This is a genomic window from Acinetobacter sp. UC24323 (assembly GCF_024151445.1).
Taxonomy (GTDB): domain Bacteria; phylum Pseudomonadota; class Gammaproteobacteria; order Pseudomonadales; family Moraxellaceae; genus Acinetobacter; species Acinetobacter baumannii.
The window spans coordinates 477,607-493,795 of record NZ_JAHIBY010000002.1 but is presented as its reverse complement, the minus strand read 5'-3'; the positions used below and the strand labels follow the sequence as shown (position 1 = coordinate 493,795).

At 37.8% G+C, this 16,189-nt stretch carries 13 protein-coding genes; 4 read left to right on the top strand and 9 right to left on the bottom strand.

Translation table 11 applies throughout. From position 1 onward, the window contains the following. Positions 1–78: 78 nt before the first annotated feature. Positions 79–702: a LysE family translocator gene (locus tag KNQ97_RS05035; protein ID WP_000125202.1), complete on the bottom strand. Its 624-nt coding sequence runs from the start codon at positions 700–702 to the stop codon at positions 79–81. Between the two features lie 161 nt (positions 703–863). Here KNQ97_RS05035 and xerA point away from each other — a divergent pair, with 161 nt between their 5' ends. The 4 genes from xerA to gyrA all read left to right on the top strand — a co-directional run bounded on the left by xerA (position 864) and on the right by gyrA (position 6,966). Continuing rightward, complete coding sequence (gene xerA, locus KNQ97_RS05030; protein WP_002000102.1) at positions 864–1,751, top strand: site-specific tyrosine recombinase/integron integrase; 888 nt, start codon at positions 864–866, stop codon at positions 1,749–1,751. A 435-nt stretch (positions 1,752–2,186) separates the two neighbouring features. After that, complete coding sequence (locus tag KNQ97_RS05025; RefSeq protein WP_000646179.1) at positions 2,187–2,936, top strand: electron transfer flavoprotein subunit beta/FixA family protein; 750 nt, start codon at positions 2,187–2,189, stop codon at positions 2,934–2,936. 17 nt (positions 2,937–2,953) lie between these two features. Beyond that, positions 2,954–3,886: an electron transfer flavoprotein subunit alpha/FixB family protein gene (locus tag KNQ97_RS05020; RefSeq protein WP_000025985.1), complete on the top strand. Its 933-nt coding sequence runs from the start codon at positions 2,954–2,956 to the stop codon at positions 3,884–3,886. 365 nt (positions 3,887–4,251) lie between these two features. Further along, on the top strand, positions 4,252–6,966 hold the full coding sequence (gene gyrA / locus KNQ97_RS05015; protein ID WP_000116449.1) for a DNA gyrase subunit A: 2,715 nt from the start codon (positions 4,252–4,254) through the stop codon (positions 6,964–6,966). A 50-nt stretch (positions 6,967–7,016) separates the two neighbouring features. On the opposite strand, the gene KNQ97_RS05010 is transcribed toward gyrA, so the two are convergent. The 8 genes from KNQ97_RS05010 to KNQ97_RS04975 all read right to left on the bottom strand — a co-directional run bounded on the left by KNQ97_RS05010 (position 7,017) and on the right by KNQ97_RS04975 (position 15,932). After that, positions 7,017–8,663 (bottom strand): glycosyltransferase family 39 protein, encoded by a 1,647-nt coding sequence (locus KNQ97_RS05010; protein WP_253611941.1) that lies wholly within the window; start codon positions 8,661–8,663, stop codon positions 7,017–7,019. Between the two features lie 9 nt (positions 8,664–8,672). Then, a complete protein-coding gene (locus tag KNQ97_RS05005) occupies positions 8,673–9,053 on the bottom strand; it encodes a GtrA family protein (protein WP_000457363.1) in 381 nt (126 codons plus the stop codon). After that, positions 9,053–10,033, bottom strand: coding sequence for a glycosyltransferase family 2 protein (locus tag KNQ97_RS05000; protein ID WP_001022409.1), 981 nt, complete (start codon positions 10,031–10,033; stop codon positions 9,053–9,055). The genes KNQ97_RS05005 and KNQ97_RS05000 overlap by 1 nt, the downstream gene beginning before the upstream one ends. Further along, positions 10,030–10,824, bottom strand: a complete 795-nt coding sequence (locus KNQ97_RS04995) for a ChbG/HpnK family deacetylase (RefSeq protein ID WP_001140935.1) — start codon at positions 10,822–10,824, stop codon at positions 10,030–10,032. The genes KNQ97_RS05000 and KNQ97_RS04995 overlap by 4 nt, the downstream gene beginning before the upstream one ends. Before the next feature lie 264 nt (positions 10,825–11,088). Then, positions 11,089–12,180, bottom strand: a complete 1,092-nt coding sequence (locus KNQ97_RS04990; RefSeq protein ID WP_000657703.1) for an ABC transporter permease — start codon at positions 12,178–12,180, stop codon at positions 11,089–11,091. After that, the gene (locus KNQ97_RS04985; protein ID WP_367398835.1) at positions 12,177–13,307 is read right to left on the bottom strand and encodes an ABC transporter permease; all 1,131 of its coding nucleotides are present in this window, start codon (positions 13,305–13,307) and stop codon (positions 12,177–12,179) included. The genes KNQ97_RS04990 and KNQ97_RS04985 overlap by 4 nt, the downstream gene beginning before the upstream one ends. A 3-nt stretch (positions 13,308–13,310) precedes the next feature. Continuing rightward, a complete protein-coding gene (locus KNQ97_RS04980; protein WP_031987388.1) occupies positions 13,311–14,432 on the bottom strand; it encodes an HlyD family secretion protein in 1,122 nt (373 codons plus the stop codon). Positions 14,433–14,444: 12 nt separating this feature from the next. Next, positions 14,445–15,932, bottom strand: a complete 1,488-nt coding sequence (locus tag KNQ97_RS04975) for a TolC family protein (protein WP_005138183.1) — start codon at positions 15,930–15,932, stop codon at positions 14,445–14,447. Positions 15,933–16,189: the final 257 nt, after the last annotated feature.

Sequence of the window (16,189 nt, the reverse complement as noted above, 5' to 3'; positions counted from 1 at the left end):
CCTAAATAGAAGCCTCTTTTCATCAGTTAACGTGATAAAAGAGGCTTTCTTTTATATGTACAATATTTTTTGATTTTATTACCTTTTACTCAACGCCAATTTCAAAGCGAATAGAACAAAAATACTGCCCGTAATTCGGTCCATATATTTTACAAACTTGGGTTGCTTTAGATAGCGCGAAAGTGGCTGCATAGCCAGAATTAATAGACTTGACCATAACACGCCAATCACCACATGAATCATTACTAGTCCCATTACCCAAGTAACAGCCGATGCTTGCGCTGGAATGAACTGGGGAAGAAATGAAATATAAAAAATACCAACTTTTGGATTGAGTAAGTTGCCAAAGAAACCTTTAATAAACCAATTCTCTGAAGTAGAGTGATTTGAATGATTGTCTTGTATATCTGCGAGCTGACTACGAGGTTTTAAAATCATATTTAAACCCAGCCATGCTAAATAAGCGGCGCCCATCCATTTCAATATATTGAATGCTAAGTCAGATGCCATCAGTAGGGCACCTAGACCGCATGCCACGACAATTCCCCAAGCAATACAGCCAAGACTAATTCCAAGAGCTGCTTGAAACGCTTTAGATTTTCCTTCAAGTGTTGCAGTACGAATAATTAAAGTTGTATCTAAACCAGGGGTAAGGGTAAGTAAAGTAATGGCAATTAAATAAGGAATGAGTATGGCGGTCATGGTGTAAGTCCAACGGATACTTAGTATAAATTGTAATATATAAGTTGGATTCATTATGCTGTGCGATATCAAATTTTCCTGATTAAATAGTTTTTGGTACACTCAAAAAAATGGGCAAATAAATGGAGAGCAATTTGGATTTTGCATTACAACTGCTCTCAATGTGGTTAAAAGAAAGAAAAATTCAAAACCAGTCTGAGCATACAATTACCGCTTATGAGCGAGATGTTAAAAGCTTCCTTGAGTTTTGTGAGCTTAAAAAAGTTGATTTAAGAAATGTTGAAGCTTCAGATTTACGTGAATATTTGGCTCAACGTGTTGAGCAAGATCAGTTAAGTTCAAGTAGCATGCAACGTCATCTTACTTCTATTCGTCAGTTTATGAAGTGGGCTGAACAGGGCAAATACCTAGAAATTAATCCTACTGACGATTTTAAATTGAAACGTCAGCCTAGACCTTTACCGGGCATGATTGACATAGAAACGGTTAATCAAATTTTAGATCAACCCATGCCTGAAAAACCAGTTGATCAGCAGCTTTGGTTAAGAGATAAAGCCATGTTGGAACTACTGTACTCAAGTGGTTTACGGCTCGCTGAACTGCAAGGCTTAACGATTAAAGATATTGATTTTAATCGTCAACTCGTTCGTATTACAGGTAAAGGAAATAAAACCCGTATTGTACCGTTTGGGAAAAAGGCAAAAGAAAGCTTATTGAATTGGCTAAAAATTTATAATATCTGGAAAGGCCATTTTGACCAAAATGCTTCCGTTTTCATTTCACAGCGAGGCGGTGCATTAACCCCTAGGCAAATTGAAAAGCGTGTAAAACTTCAGGCACAAAGAGCGGGTGTAAATGTCGACTTACACCCACATTTACTTCGACATTGTTTTGCTAGTCATATGTTATCAAGTAGTGGTGATTTACGCTCAGTTCAAGAAATGTTAGGTCATAGCAATTTATCGACTACTCAAATTTATACACATATTGATTTTGATCATTTGGCCCAAGTGTACGATCAGGCCCATCCACGAGCCACTAAGCATTAAGCCGCTTTAACTGGAATAAAAAGCAGAATGTAGAGATCATTTGTATTTTTTTACAAATTTGTTTAAAAGAAATCGATGAAATTACCCAATTGACCATTTTGATCTTTGCACATTTTGTCGGCATATATAGTCTAAAAACTATAAATTTTGACTCATTTTTGAGAGTCTTATCCCTCTGACTAATAAGGTAAATAAGATAAAAAGATAATAAAAATCAATGTATAAAATAGACTTTAAAAAGAATAAAATAGGAGTTAGATATGTATAAAATTTTTTTTATGAACTGATGATTTCATTTTTTTTGCCCCGTTCCAGAAAATTGTGACTTGACCGAAATGCCAAACACATTGCAAGATAGGGTACCTAAAAAATTTTAATCGAAGAGTTAATATACTTTTCTCAACATTTACTTTTGCTAGAACAGCCGAGGATTACATGAAGGCTCTTGTTGCTGTAAAACGTGTGGTTGATGCCAACGTTAAAGTTCGTGTTAAGCCGGACAATAGTGGGGTTGACCTTACCAACGTTAAAATGTCAATTAACCCATTTTGTGAAATCGCAGTGGAAGAAGCGGTTCGCTTAAAAGAAAAAGGAACAGTATCAGAAATCGTTGTTGTTTCTATTGGTCCTAAAGAAGCTCAAGAACAAATCCGTTCTGCAATGGCTTTGGGTGCAGACCGCGGTATTTTAGTTGAAACTACTGACGAAATTGGCGCTCTAGAAGTTGCTAAAATCTTAAAAGGTGTTGTTGACGCTGAAAAACCAGAACTTATCCTTCTTGGTAAACAAGCAATTGATGATGACTCTAACCAAGTAGGTCAAATGCTTGGTGCATTATTAGGCGCTGGTCAAGGTACGTTTGCTTCTGAAGTGAAAGTGGATGGCGGTAAAGTACAAGTGACTCGTGAAATCGACGGTGGTTTACAAACTGTTGAACTTGCACTTCCTGCAATCATTACAACTGACTTGCGTTTAAACGAGCCACGTTATGCTGCATTGCCTAACATCATGAAAGCTCGTAAAAAACCGCTTGATACAAAATCTCCTGCTGATTACGGTGTTACAGCTGGTACTAAGCTTAAAACGATTAAAGTTGAAGCGCCTGCAGAACGTAAAGCTGGTGTACAAGTGAAATCTGTAGATGAGCTTGTTGAAAAATTGAAAAATGAAGCGAAAGTGATCTAATACGGAAGGATAAAATCATGAGTATTTTAGTTATCGCTGATCACAACAACCAGACACTTAACGGTGCTACTTTAAACGTTGTTGCTGCAGCTCAAAAAATCGGTGGTGATATTACTGTATTAGTTGCTGGTTCAGGCGCTCAAGCAGTTGCTGACGCTGCTGCTAAAGTTGCTGGTGTGAGCAAAGTATTACTTGCTGACAACGCTGCTTATGCAAACCAATTAGCTGAAAACGTAGCTGGCTTAGTTGCTGACTTGGCTAAAGGTTACAAATACGTTTTAGCTGCTTCTACTACAACTGGTAAGAACATTCTTCCACGTGTTGCTGCGCTTCTTGATGTAAGCATGATCACAGACATTATTTCTGTTGAATCGGCTAACACATTCAAGCGTCCAATCTACGCTGGTAACGCAATTGCAACTGTTCAATCTGACGAAGCAATCATTGTTGGTACTGTTCGTGGTACAGCATTTGATCCAGTTGCTGCGGAAGGTGGTTCAGCTGCTGTTGAAACAGTTGGCGAAGTAAAAGATGCTGGTGTTTCTAAGTTTGTATCTGAAGAAATCGTTAAACTTGATCGTCCAGAATTAACAGCTGCTCGTATTGTTGTATCTGGTGGTCGTGGTGTAGGTTCTGGTGAGAACTACCACAAAGTACTTGACCCATTAGCTGACAAGCTTGGTGCAGCACAAGGTGCTTCACGTGCAGCAGTTGATGCAGGCTTTGTACCTAACGACTTCCAAGTTGGTCAAACTGGTAAAATCGTTGCACCTGAGCTTTACATTGCTGTAGGTATTTCTGGTGCGATCCAGCACTTGGCTGGTATGAAAGATTCTAAAGTTATTGTTGCTATCAACAAAGACGAAGAAGCGCCAATCAACAGCGTTGCTGACTACTGGTTAGTTGGTGATTTGAACGCTGTAGTACCAGAGTTGGTATCTAAGCTTTAATCTTTATTGATTAAAGTTAAAAACCCCTAGTTTTGAACTAGGGGTTTTTTGTTTTACAGTCTGAAGTTAGAAGTAAAAATTAGAAAATTTATGCTTTGGATGTTTGATTTTTATAAAATAAAATTCACATAGTTTTGATTAGGCATGAAGATAATGATTGCAGCTAAAAGAGTAGAATAATATGCAATTAAATTATACAAATATCACCAGATTGGCAGTGTAGATTCCGCACATTACAAAGCGCTTTTATGCTATAGTATACAGCTATATTTTTTTCGATTTTAGTTCACTTTCCGGAACTAAATTTTTTGCAAGATCAAGACATATAAACGGATAGAAATATCTATCTGTAAGAAGGAGTATGCATGAGCGTATCGGAAATCCGACCGATTGCCATTGAGGACGAACTCAAGCATTCATATTTAGATTACGCAATGAGTGTAATCGTATCTCGTGCATTGCCGGATGTGAGAGACGGTCTTAAACCTGTTCACCGTCGTGTGCTTTATGCCATGCACGAATTGGGCAATGACTATAACAAAGCTTACAAGAAATCTGCTCGTGTCGTTGGGGACGTAATCGGTAAATATCACCCGCATGGTGACTCAGCTGTTTATGAAACCATTGTTCGTATGGCTCAAGACTTTAGCTTACGTTATTTATTGGTTGATGGTCAGGGTAACTTCGGTTCGATCGATGGCGATAGCGCCGCGGCAATGCGTTATACCGAAGTCCGTATGACTAAGCTGGCACATGAGCTTCTTGCAGATTTAGAAAAAGACACAGTTGACTGGGAAGATAACTACGACGGTTCGGAACGTATCCCTGAAGTACTTCCGACACGTGTTCCAAACTTGTTAATTAACGGTGCTGCTGGTATTGCTGTAGGTATGGCAACTAACATGGCACCACACAACATGACAGAAGTTGTGAATGCTTGTTTGGCTTATGCTGACAATCCGAATATCTCGATTGAAGGATTGATGGAATACATTACCGGTCCTGACTTCCCTACAGGCGGTATTATTTACGGTAAATCAGGTATTGTTGATGCCTACCGTACCGGTAAAGGTCGTTTACACATTCGTGGTAAATACCATTTCGAAGAAGATGAAAAGACAGGTCGTACAACCATCGTCTTTACTGAAATTCCATATCAAGTAAACAAAGCAAGAGTTATTGAACGTATTGCCGAGTTAGTAAAAGAGAAAAAGCTTGAAGGTATTTCAGAACTTCGTGATGAGTCTGATAAAGAAGGTATGCGTATTGCAATTGACTTGAAACGCGGTGAAAACGCAGAAGTCGTTGTAAATAACTTATTCTTAAATACCCAGCTTGAAAACTCATTCAGCATCAACATGGTTTGTCTAGACAATGGACAACCAAAATTGATGAATCTAAAAGATATTATTGCGGCATTTATTCGTCACCGCCAAGAAGTTGTGACACGCCGTACCATGTTCGAATTACGTAAAGCACGTGAACGTGGGCATATCTTGGAAGGCTTGACAGTTGCTTTAGCCAATATTGATGAAATTATTGAAACCATCAAAACTTCTGCAAACCCTGCTGAAGCGCGTGAGCGTTTACTTGCGGGTGAGTGGGCGGGTGGTGGCGTTGTTGCACTACTTGAAAAAGCTGGTGCAATTTCCGTTCGCCCAGATGAAATTGAAGGTGAAGATCCAAATCGTCCATTTGGTTTAAGTGATTCAATTTACCGTCTGTCACCAACACAAGTAGGCGCAATTTTAGAATTACGTTTACACCGTTTAACTGGTCTTGAACAAGACAAGTTACATGCGGAATATACTGAAATTTTAGGTCAAATTGCTGAACTTACTGCAATTTTAAATGACTTTAACTTGTTAATGGGTGTTATTCGCGAAGAGTTGGCACAAGTTTTACAACAATATGGCGATGCACGTCGTACCGAAATTGTTGAATCTCGTGTGGATTTCTGCCGTGAAGATTTAATTCCTGAAGAGCAAGTGGTATTAACGGTTTCGCAAACGGGTTATGCAAAAACTCAACCTCTTTCAGACTATCAGGCACAGCGCCGTGGTGGACGTGGTAAGTCTGCAACCTCAATGAAAGATGATGACTTTATTCAACATCTGATTGTGGCATCGAACCATGCGACCGTACTTTGCTTTACCAATGTGGGTAAAGTGTACCGTCTGAAAGTATTTGAAGTTCCTCAAGCATCACGTGGGGCAAAAGGCCGTCCAATCGTGAACTTGTTACCTCTAGATGCAACAGAAACCGTAACCGCAATCTTGCCGTTAACCGAGTTCCCGGAAAACCACTATGTGTTTATGGCGACAGCTTCTGGTACAGTTAAGCGTGTTGAGTTAGAACAATTTGCAAACATTCGTTCAAATGGTCTGCGTGCTATTGAACTTAATGAAGAAGATACCTTAATTGGTGTTGCGATTACTGATGGTAATCAGCAAATCATGTTGTTCTCTAACGAAGGTAAAGCAATTCGTTTTGCTGAAACTGACGTACGTGCAATGGGTCGTACAGCGAAAGGTGTACGTGGTATGCGTGTAAGCTTTGCAAGCAGCACCTTAAGTGAAGAAGATGCAGATGTAGAAAATGATGATTCAGATGATAATGATGACTCAGCAGATTCAAGTCTAGTAAGTCGCATCGTATCGCTTGTTGTTGTACCTGAAACAGGTGAAGTACTGTGTGCGAGTGCCAACGGTTATGGTAAACGTACTCCAGTAAATGACTTCCCGACCAAAAAACGTGGTGGTAAGGGTGTTATTGCGATCAAGACAAGTGAACGTAACGGTGAGCTAGTTGGTGCAGTTTCTATTGATGAAACCAAAGAGTTATTATTAATTTCTGATGGTGGTACGCTTGTTCGTACGCGTGCTGCAGAAGTTGCAATGACAGGCCGTAATGCTCAAGGTGTTCGTCTGATCCGTTTAAGCGAAGAAGAAACGCTTGTTGGCGTAGTTTCAATTGAAGCTGTAGAAGACGAAGAAGAACTTCTTGAAGGTGAAGTAGATACGACTGAAACTGATAGCGAAGAAGCTGTATCTAATAATGAAGATACTTCTGAAGAGTAAAACGTTTTAAAATAAAAAAGGAAGCTTCGGCTTCCTTTTTTATTTCTGGTTTATTTCGAGGGATGGAAAATAAATACATCATAGTTTCTGTAATGCAAAGTTTTTACTGACGGGTCTTTAGTTGCAAAATTATGAGGTTGACTTACCACGATCAGATCTTGTTTTTGCATTAGAGCATCTTGAAGCTGCTGTTCGCTCCACAAGTACTTTTTGAGTTGCGGTTCAAATAACAAACCATCTTTAATTTCTAAAGAGGCACTATCTGAATGCACAGTATCCCATTGGTTTACGATATAAACAGGGTGCTTAAGTTGTAAAAGGAATGGAACATCATAGAAATAATAATCGTAGAAAACGATTTTTGTAGATGGGGCAATGTACTCAGCAAAATCTGTTTGGCCTACATTGTTTTTGGTATCTAAAATACGAACAGCAAATGGGACTGCACTACAGAGAACAATTAAACTTATAAAAATATAAGTCAAATAGTTCAATTTCTGTTTTTTATATAGCCCAACTAACACAAGTGGAAGCACAATTAATAAGGCACCAATGAGATAAATAAATATGGCTTGGTTTTGGAAAAAAGGCTGATGTACACGAATAAAATGTGGTGTTGCACTAACGCCAATTCCAACAAGTACAGTAAATACAGGAATACCCCAAGTCTGCAATCTGGTTTTATTACTGCTTTCAAGAACCTTATTCATCACAAGCGCGAAGAAAATGGCAAGAGGCGGAACAGCAGGTAAAATATAGCCTGCTAGCTTAGAAGGCGGAATAGAAAAGAAAACAGTAACAGAAACAAACCACCATACAAATAGGGCAAGTAAAGAGCATGATTTGTAATCTTTAAAAATGGTTTTTATAGACGTAAATCTACTCGCAAAAAGCCATGGTAAAAAACTGACAAATAAAATCATCAGATAGAAGCACCATGGCTGTTTGTTATTAAACTCTTTTGAACTAAAACGATTAAATTGTTGATCAATAAAAAAATAGTGTAAAAATTGAGGATATTTACTTTGTACTAAGTAGAGCCACGGACTAACGATGAGTAAAAATAACAAGATAGCCAATGGATTAAGAAGAGAAGGTATTTTCTTCCATTGCTTGGTGTAAATTAACCACGGTAAAAGAATCATCCCGGGAATTAAAATCCCAATTAAACCTTTGCTTAAGAAGGCTGCTGCACCAGCGATATAACCTAAAAATAAAATAGATTTCCGTGCAGAAATGGTGAAGTCCACAAAACATAAAACACTAATGGTGATCCAAGAGGCGAGCAGTAAATCATGGTTAATGTATTGGCTACTACCAAAAAAAAGCAGGTTAGTAGCTAAAATAATAACGGTAAGTTGTGCAACGCTTTCTGAAATATGCTTTTTTACGAATAAAAATAGACCGATTAGCATGAGTGTAGCGGCTAAAACGGGTACTAAACGTAACACCCATACATGCACGCCAAAAAGCTCCATAAACATAGAACTTAACCAATGTAGTAAAGGAGGCTTATGCATGAAAGGTAAACCATCGATTCGTGGAGTTAACCAGTCTCCAGATTCGAACATAGTACGGCTAATATCTCCGTAGCGACCTTCGTCTGGTACAGATAAAGGTCTAATCCAAGACAAAACAAATAGCCAAATTGGTAAGAATATTAATAAAAATTTGGAACTACGAAGCCATTGCTGCATACATAATCCTTAATGTTGGAATGCAAAAAAACGGTTAAGTAAAAAAGTCACCATAGATGTCAGAACAATTGCAGTACACACTAAGGTTGAAACAGGTACGTTAAAATAGAGGTTTGAAAGTAAAAGAAAACTTTCATTAAATAAAAACCCTAAGCCGGCAACCAACGTGAATTTTGGGAGAGTCTGCCGATGCGTAAGATGTTGTGCTTTAAACGTAAAAACGCGGTGCCCAAAATAGCTCACCCAATAGGCGAGTAGAAAAGCGCATAAATTGGCATATTGCAGTGCAACATGTTTCTTAAATAGAAGCATGGCTACACTATAATGAGTAAGTGCTGCTGCGGTCCCTGTAGTAGTAAACCGCGCAAGCTGAAGAATATGAGCAAACATTAGAAACTAGAGAACGTATTTTCTTGGTGGGCGATTGAATGTTCCTGCTTAGTACGAGAATGTTCGGTAGAAATAATATATTTTGGGCGGTTTTTAACTTCAGCATAAATGCGGCCAATGTATTCACCTAAAATTCCAATAAATAACAATTGAATGCCACCTAATAGCGTCATACCTGCCGCAAGTGTTGCCCAGCCCGGAATGGAAATTCCCTCAATCAAAGTTTTAATGATAATCCACACTCCGTAGCTCATCGCACCTAAGGCTAGAATTGCACCTAAGTAAATACATACGCGTAAAGGTAAATCAGAAAAACCCGTTAAACCTGACATGGCTAAGTTAAAAAGAGATTTTAAGTTGAAGCTAGAACGGCCATGTTGACGTTCTTGCTCAGAAAAATTAATGCCTATACTTTTAAAGCCAACCCAAGCATATAGGCCTTTCATATAACGATTTTTTTCTGGTAACTGTTTGATGGCTTCAACAACTCTTGCATCAAGAAGTCGGAAATCTCCAGCACTTTCTGGAATATCAATAGGTGAACTTAAGTTTAAAATACGGTAATAAGCTTGGGTTAAAACACGTTTAAGCCATGATTCGGTTGTACGATTACGAATACCATAGACCATGTCATAACCATTTTTCCAAAGATTAATCATGGTTGGAATTGCTTCAAATGGATGTTGAAAATCAGCATCAATCAGTAGAGCAACTTCACCAGTCACATGGTCTAAACCGGCACTTAAAGCTGCTTCTTTGCCAAAGTTCCGTGAAAGCTCCAGCACAACTAAAGGATAATCCTCAATCATTGTTTGTAAAATTGGAATGGTATCGTCTTTACTTCCATCATCTACCACAATAATTTCATAGCTAAGATTTTGCTGTTTTAGACTATTTGCCAAAGCAGGAATAAAGGTTTTTAAATTTTCTGCTTCGTTGTAGGCTGGAACAACGCAGGATAAAAAGGGTTTTATATTCATTGCATTGCCCCTAGTCTGGTGAGCTGGATACCGTATTGTTGACAATCAAGTTGGAACTGAGCCGAACAGAAGTATTGATATTCTTGAATTCGGGCGTGTTGAATTGGATCTTGATCATTTGATTGTGCAAGTGCTGGATGGCACATAATCAGTAAATGGTCTTTTGCATTCGCAAGCCAATATTGATTGAGTTCGCCATAATTGGTCAGTTTGAAATCATAGATGCCAGCAAATTGGCCATTTTGATTAAAGTGATATGTCTGGCAAGCTTTTGCCAAAGAGTTAGAACCTAATGCTGAGAGCATACGAGTTTTAAAACGGTAAGGAGGGGGATTGATCGGCTGTTGTAAATTTCGAATCCAACCCGTAAATTTTTTCTCTTTTAGTAATTGCAGCAAAATATCACGTATAAATGGAAATTGATGAATATGTTGATGACCATCTATAAAGTCAGGTTGTTTTCCTAATACTGAAACAAATAAGTCCCATTGCTCCTCAATACATTGAGTGATTAATTCGCGATTAAGACTTGCAGACCATGCTCGGACTATAAGCATAGGTAAGGGAAAAACCAGATTACCCGAAGCGAAAGCATGGGTAAGATTTAAATGTAAACCGATATCAACTCGATCACTAAACGGTTTTAATTTGGCAGCAGCAGTTTCCCATAAATCAGATTGGGTCATACATGAGGTGGCTTGAAGCGCACCTTGTTCAATAAGTTGAATAATTGCGTCAGATATTTCTGCATTCATTGCAAAGTCATCTGCGCAATAGCACACCTTTGCCATATCTAAATTCCACCATAGGGCAGGGTTACAGAATTATTCTGCTTAGCTGCTGAAAAACTATACGTTTTTAATATGGAGAAATTTCCTTAATTCCAACTTAAAGTTTTCTTAAGGTTTTATGACAATTGATGTAAATTAATTATTTGAATTTATTTAATTTTTTATAAAATTTAAGTCAATTTTTTTAAGAAATAAGCTTTAACTATAAGATTTTATAGTAAATAAAAATATAATCTGTACACTTTGATTAGCCTATAAATAAGTTTATTTAGATACTTTTAAACGTGAATAGGCAGTAATTAAAAATATAACCCCAATAGTCGCAAGAAAAATTAATTTCGGGGCCACGACATTTAAAGGAACGCCCATTTGATTAAGTTGTACAAACATCTGTACGGCGTGTGTAGAGGGTAAACACCAAGCAAACCATTGCAACCATTCAGGCATGGCTTGATGAGGCCAGGCGGCACCAGTTAATAAGAAAAGAGGAACTGAGCTAAATACAATAATATGTCCGGCACGTTCCGGTATATCTAAAAGTGAGCCAATCAGCATACCTAAACCAATTACACAGCTAATAAAAATAGGAACAGCGACTAGCAAACCGACAAAGTTTCCACCGTGTGGATAGTCATTGAACCACAAGGTAAAACCAAAAAGATAAAAACTTCCTAAACAACCAATTGTAAAGATACTGGCAAAAATTCCTGCAAAACGAATAGGGGTAATTTTTTCATGTTGTTCGCGGTAACTTGCAACCAGCATGGCCAGACCTAACACAATTGTTTGGTGAATAATAAGTGATGCAACTGCAGGAAAAATATAACTACCGTAGCCTGAAAGCGTATTAAATAAAGGCATTTGATGAATAGAAAGAGCAGGCTGGAAGTGTGTACGTTGTCCAAACCTTTCAATATATTCCTTTAAAGTTGCTTCAATAGAGGTGGCAAGACCTAACCCAATTTCTTTAGTTTTTAAAAAGTTGGTTGTGCTTAAGTATAAGCCGATTCCGCCAGTTTCTCCGCGGCGTAAGCTCTGCGTTAAATTGCTTGGTAAAAGTAAAATACCATCGGCTTTTTGTTCGCGAACCATTTGTTCAGCTTCAAGAAAATTAGCAGTGACATCAACAATTTTAACGTGAGGGCTATTGGCTGTTTGACCAATGACTTGAGAAGTTAAAAGACTTTGTTCTTCATCAACAATGACAATTGGAATTGATTCTGCGCGCTCAGCTTTATAGGCTGTCGGATAAAAAAAGCTATAAAGAATGACGGATAAAATAAGTGTTGTGAAAACTGAACTGTTACTCACAATATCTTTAAATGTTTGAACGTAAGCCTTTAAAAATTCCTTCATGATGTTGCTCCTTGAACCAGTTTTTTAAGCAGCAAACAACTTAAAAAGAAATAAATAAGGCAGTAGCCAATAAGTATTAAGAAGGGAGACATTGAAATGAAAAGTGGACTTCCAATCACCCATTGTTCGGTCTGGAGCTTTGCATAAGGGGTGTACGGAATAATCAATGACCAAAATTTAGTGAAAATCGGTGCATTATTTAATGGTAGAGTAACGCCTGCAAAACTTAAAGAAGATCCGCCATATACTGCAATAAAACCAAAAGTTTTACTTAAATTTTTGGTCGCGAGAATGACGGTACTACTAATTAAAGCATAAGAAAAATAAAGCAAGAACTGAGCAGCTAATAAGAAACTTAGTGAACCTGCTACAAACCAGCCTCGAATTTCAACCAGCCAAAACATCCATAACCAAGTCCAGAAACAGAAAATAAAGCTATACAGCAAATTTTTAGCCAATAAGCCTTGAATAAAACTTTCTCGGTTCACCCACTGTGTTAGTGTACCGCGTTTAATTTCTTGTCCAATGGCAAATGCCACACAGCAACATAGTAATAAATGTAATACGGCTGGAACCATGAAGGGTTCTAAATAGAACTCATAGCTCATGCTCGGGTTATAAAGCGTTGAAATTTTGACGTGTGCTGTAGGTACATCTAAATAGGGAATATTATTTGCAAGATAATTCTGGCCAGCATAGTCTGCTAAAGCATTGAGAGTGCTGACTAACATCGCCGAGGAAATCGTGTTCCCGACACTAAAAAAAGATTGGTTAAAAGCAATACTGATTTGAGCATCTTGAGCTTTCACAAAACGTTTTTCGGCACCATCCGGAATAAAAATATAACCCCATATTTTGGTTTCATTGAGTAATCTCTCGGCTTCACTTGAGCTTGTAGTAATTGTTTTTACATCGACTGTATGATTTAGTGAAAGATACTTTCCAATATTACGGCTCAGTTCACTCTGGTCTTGATCAATAATGGCAATGGGTAAATGTTCAGCTTTACCTGCATAAAACATGCTGCTAAACAAAAAAATGATAAAAGCAGGGATGAGTGTCATCATACACAAATCCCATTTATTGCTTCTTAAATAGTTTAGTTCACGTAATATGCTGGCAAACATGTTTTATTTTTCTTCTTTAATTTTAAATAGAACACTCATGCCAACTTTTAAGTCTTTGACAGGACGCTCAGGCACCAAATGTAATTTAAAACTACGAATGTCATAACCACCGGTCTGACGTGTGGTTTTAATGGTGGCAAATTCGCCTTCGGCATCAATATTTTTCACTTTAAACATCACACTTTGATTCAGCGCAGGAATGAAACCTTCCAGCGTTTTGTTTTTATAAACAGAAGCGTATTGGTTTTCACCGACATTTAAACTAACCCACAAATCATCATCTTCTAAAATGCTGACAACAGGTACACCCATAGCAACGAGTTCAGAAGGTTTGCCATAAGTTTTTGAAACTGTACCTGAAATAGGAGCGAGTAAACGAGTTTCTGCCTCAAGTGCTTGAGCTTCACTTACCGCGGCTTTTGCAATCTCAACTTGTGCATCCGCTGTAGATTTCTGCTGACTGGTACTTCCGCGCTTTGCTCGAGCATATTGTTGATAAGCTGCTTCACTTAACTCTTGAGCAGAAGTCTGTGCGGCTAACATCTCATCTCTTCTTTGACGAGAAATAACACCTTGTCTATATAAATTTTCTCCACGTTGATAAGTGGTTTTAGCAAGGTTTGCCTGTGCTTTCATACTCTGCCAATTGGCATAAAGAGTATCAATATTTTCCTGTTGAGAGCCTCGGTCTACCGTAGATTGAAATGCCAAAGCTGATTGTAGGGTGGCTAAGGCTTGTTGTTTTTTAGCTTCTATTTCAGGGCTGACTAAACGAACAAGGGGCTGACCTTTGGAAATTTTCTGGCCCTCTTGCACATAAATTTCTTCAATACGGCTCGGAACCTTAGTACTGACATGAACTGTTTCAGCCTCAACTCGGCCTTGTAATTCAATAGGCTTAGGTTGATAGCTTTTCCACAAACCGAAAATGATTAAACCTAATAGAGCAATAACCACGACCGCAATAATTAGTTTAATTTTCGAATTTTTAGGAGGTTGAGAATCACTTTTACTCGTTTTTACTTCTTGAGTATTGTCGGTTTGAGTATTTTGCTGATTTTGGTGAGTTTCTGCCGTATCCGCAACTGGAGAATTTTGTTCTGAATGAGCTGAGTCTTGATTCATGTTATGTCCCCATTAGCGGATATAGTCAGTGTGTGGTTGAGTCACATAAGCTTTAAACTGGTCCATAGAACCATGGCTTTGTAATAGCGTTGCGAGCGATATGACATATTTATAAGCATTTAAAGCCATTTCTGTTTTTAAAGCACTTAATGCATTTTGTGCATCAATCACTTGAGTCGCTGTACCCATGCCTTCTCTGAAAGAAAGTTCCTGAATACGTAAGTTTTCTTGAGCTGCGCTGATATTCCTTTGTAATAGCGTATGACTTTGCTGTGCTGAATTGAGCTCGTTATAAGACTTATTCAATAATGCTTCAATCTCTTGTTTAGTTCGTTCAGTCATGAGTTCTGAAGCATAACGTTTTAACTCGGCAGCATGAATATTCTTATTTTTATCTACGCCAGAAAACAGATTGTATTTTGCCATAACACCTACAATCCAGTTTTCATTTTCATCGAGTGAATACTCACCAAAAGCGAAAAGACTCGGTTTTTTTGCTGCTTGTTGAGCCTGAATATTTGCATTTGCCAATTGAGTGTCTAACTGCATTTTTTGCACAAGGCTAGATTTTTGAGAGTAACTGCTTAAAAGAGATTCTAACGATTGGCTACGAACAGTATTTACAAAAAGAGGAGTACTTAAATCAGCATTATTTTGCTGGTGCAAAAGATTGTTTAAATTAAATTGGCTAGCATTCAGATTTGCCTGCGCATTTTGTAGAGTTCGTTCGGCATTGTTACGAGCAACTTCAAACTGCATACGTTGCCCTTTACTAATAAAACCTTGCTGTTCGAGCTTTAACGCATTGCTGTAATGTTTTTGCATTGCATTAAAGTTAAATAGACTACTTGCGACCAGTTGTTGTTGTAATTGCACATTAAAATAACTTTGTACGACTTCGAAGCGCTGGATATCTTGTTGTTGTTGGCTTGAAAGCTCGGAGCGTTGAGCCTGAATGTTAGCTATTTTTTTTGCACTAGTTGTTAACCCACCTGTGTAGAGCGGCATCACCACTGAAATAGATGGTCGGACTACTTGGTCTTCTACAGTCAAATTAGCGTAGTCAGGAAAACGGTTTATACCGTCATGTATGATTTGGTTTGAGCCTTCCTGAACTTGACCTAAAACATCTGATGGAATGACATTGTTCCACTGGGATAATTTATCATTGAGTCCTTGGCTTAAATCATTTTCAAGTTTTTGTTTAAAAGAGCCTAAGGGTACATCTGTTTCACTATGAAAAGCATATGCTCTCACATTTAAATCAACTCTGGGGAGTCCTAAACCTTTTACCGCTTCGGCTTCTAACTGAGAGGCTTGTTGTAATGCTTGGTTGGCTTGAGTGCTGTATGAGCTTTTTAAAGCCTGTTGTTCTGCTTCAGCATAACTTAAACTTTGCGCATAAATAGGCGTTGCAATTAACACTCCCAATACCAACGCAAGGTAATTGGGTTTAAACAAAAAAGGACGTTTAGACTGTCGATATTGATGTGTTGGCATTTTATATAACAATTTTTGATCATCCCTTATAGTTTAAATTTCTTGTTATTAAATTCAATTATCATATTGTTTATTATACAATTGTATAAAAGCACAAAATGATTTTGAGGTTATTTTTGCTTGATGGAAAATCATACAGCAAGTTTTTATATGTTCATCACAGTATGGGAAACTATATTCACAAGTCAAGTTGAACTTTATTTAATAAAACTTATAAAAAAATAAGTGAAAGCAATGAAATAAATAAAATAGTTGTT

Bases quoted from the DNA above. Each gene is read 5' to 3' on its own strand.
- gyrA (WP_000116449.1), top strand. From the start codon at position 4,252: ATGAGCGTATCGGAAATCCGACCGATTGCCATTGAGGACGAACTCAAG.
- KNQ97_RS05035 (WP_000125202.1), bottom strand. From the start codon at position 702: ATGACCGCCATACTCATTCCTTATTTAATTGCCATTACTTTACTTACC.
- KNQ97_RS04990 (WP_000657703.1), bottom strand. From the start codon at position 12,180: ATGAAGGAATTTTTAAAGGCTTACGTTCAAACATTTAAAGATATTGTG.
- KNQ97_RS04980 (WP_031987388.1), bottom strand. From the start codon at position 14,432: ATGAATCAAGACTCAGCTCATTCAGAACAAAATTCTCCAGTTGCGGAT.
- KNQ97_RS05010 (WP_253611941.1), bottom strand. From the start codon at position 8,663: ATGCAGCAATGGCTTCGTAGTTCCAAATTTTTATTAATATTCTTACCA.
- KNQ97_RS04975 (WP_005138183.1), bottom strand. From the start codon at position 15,932: ATGCCAACACATCAATATCGACAGTCTAAACGTCCTTTTTTGTTTAAA.
- KNQ97_RS05025 (WP_000646179.1), top strand. From the start codon at position 2,187: ATGAAGGCTCTTGTTGCTGTAAAACGTGTGGTTGATGCCAACGTTAAA.
- KNQ97_RS04985 (WP_367398835.1), bottom strand. From the start codon at position 13,307: ATGTTTGCCAGCATATTACGTGAACTAAACTATTTAAGAAGCAATAAA.
- KNQ97_RS05005 (WP_000457363.1), bottom strand. From the start codon at position 9,053: ATGTTTGCTCATATTCTTCAGCTTGCGCGGTTTACTACTACAGGGACC.
- xerA (WP_002000102.1), top strand. From the start codon at position 864: ATGTGGTTAAAAGAAAGAAAAATTCAAAACCAGTCTGAGCATACAATT.
- KNQ97_RS04995 (WP_001140935.1), bottom strand. From the start codon at position 10,824: ATGGCAAAGGTGTGCTATTGCGCAGATGACTTTGCAATGAATGCAGAA.
- KNQ97_RS05000 (WP_001022409.1), bottom strand. From the start codon at position 10,033: ATGAATATAAAACCCTTTTTATCCTGCGTTGTTCCAGCCTACAACGAA.
- KNQ97_RS05020 (WP_000025985.1), top strand. From the start codon at position 2,954: ATGAGTATTTTAGTTATCGCTGATCACAACAACCAGACACTTAACGGT.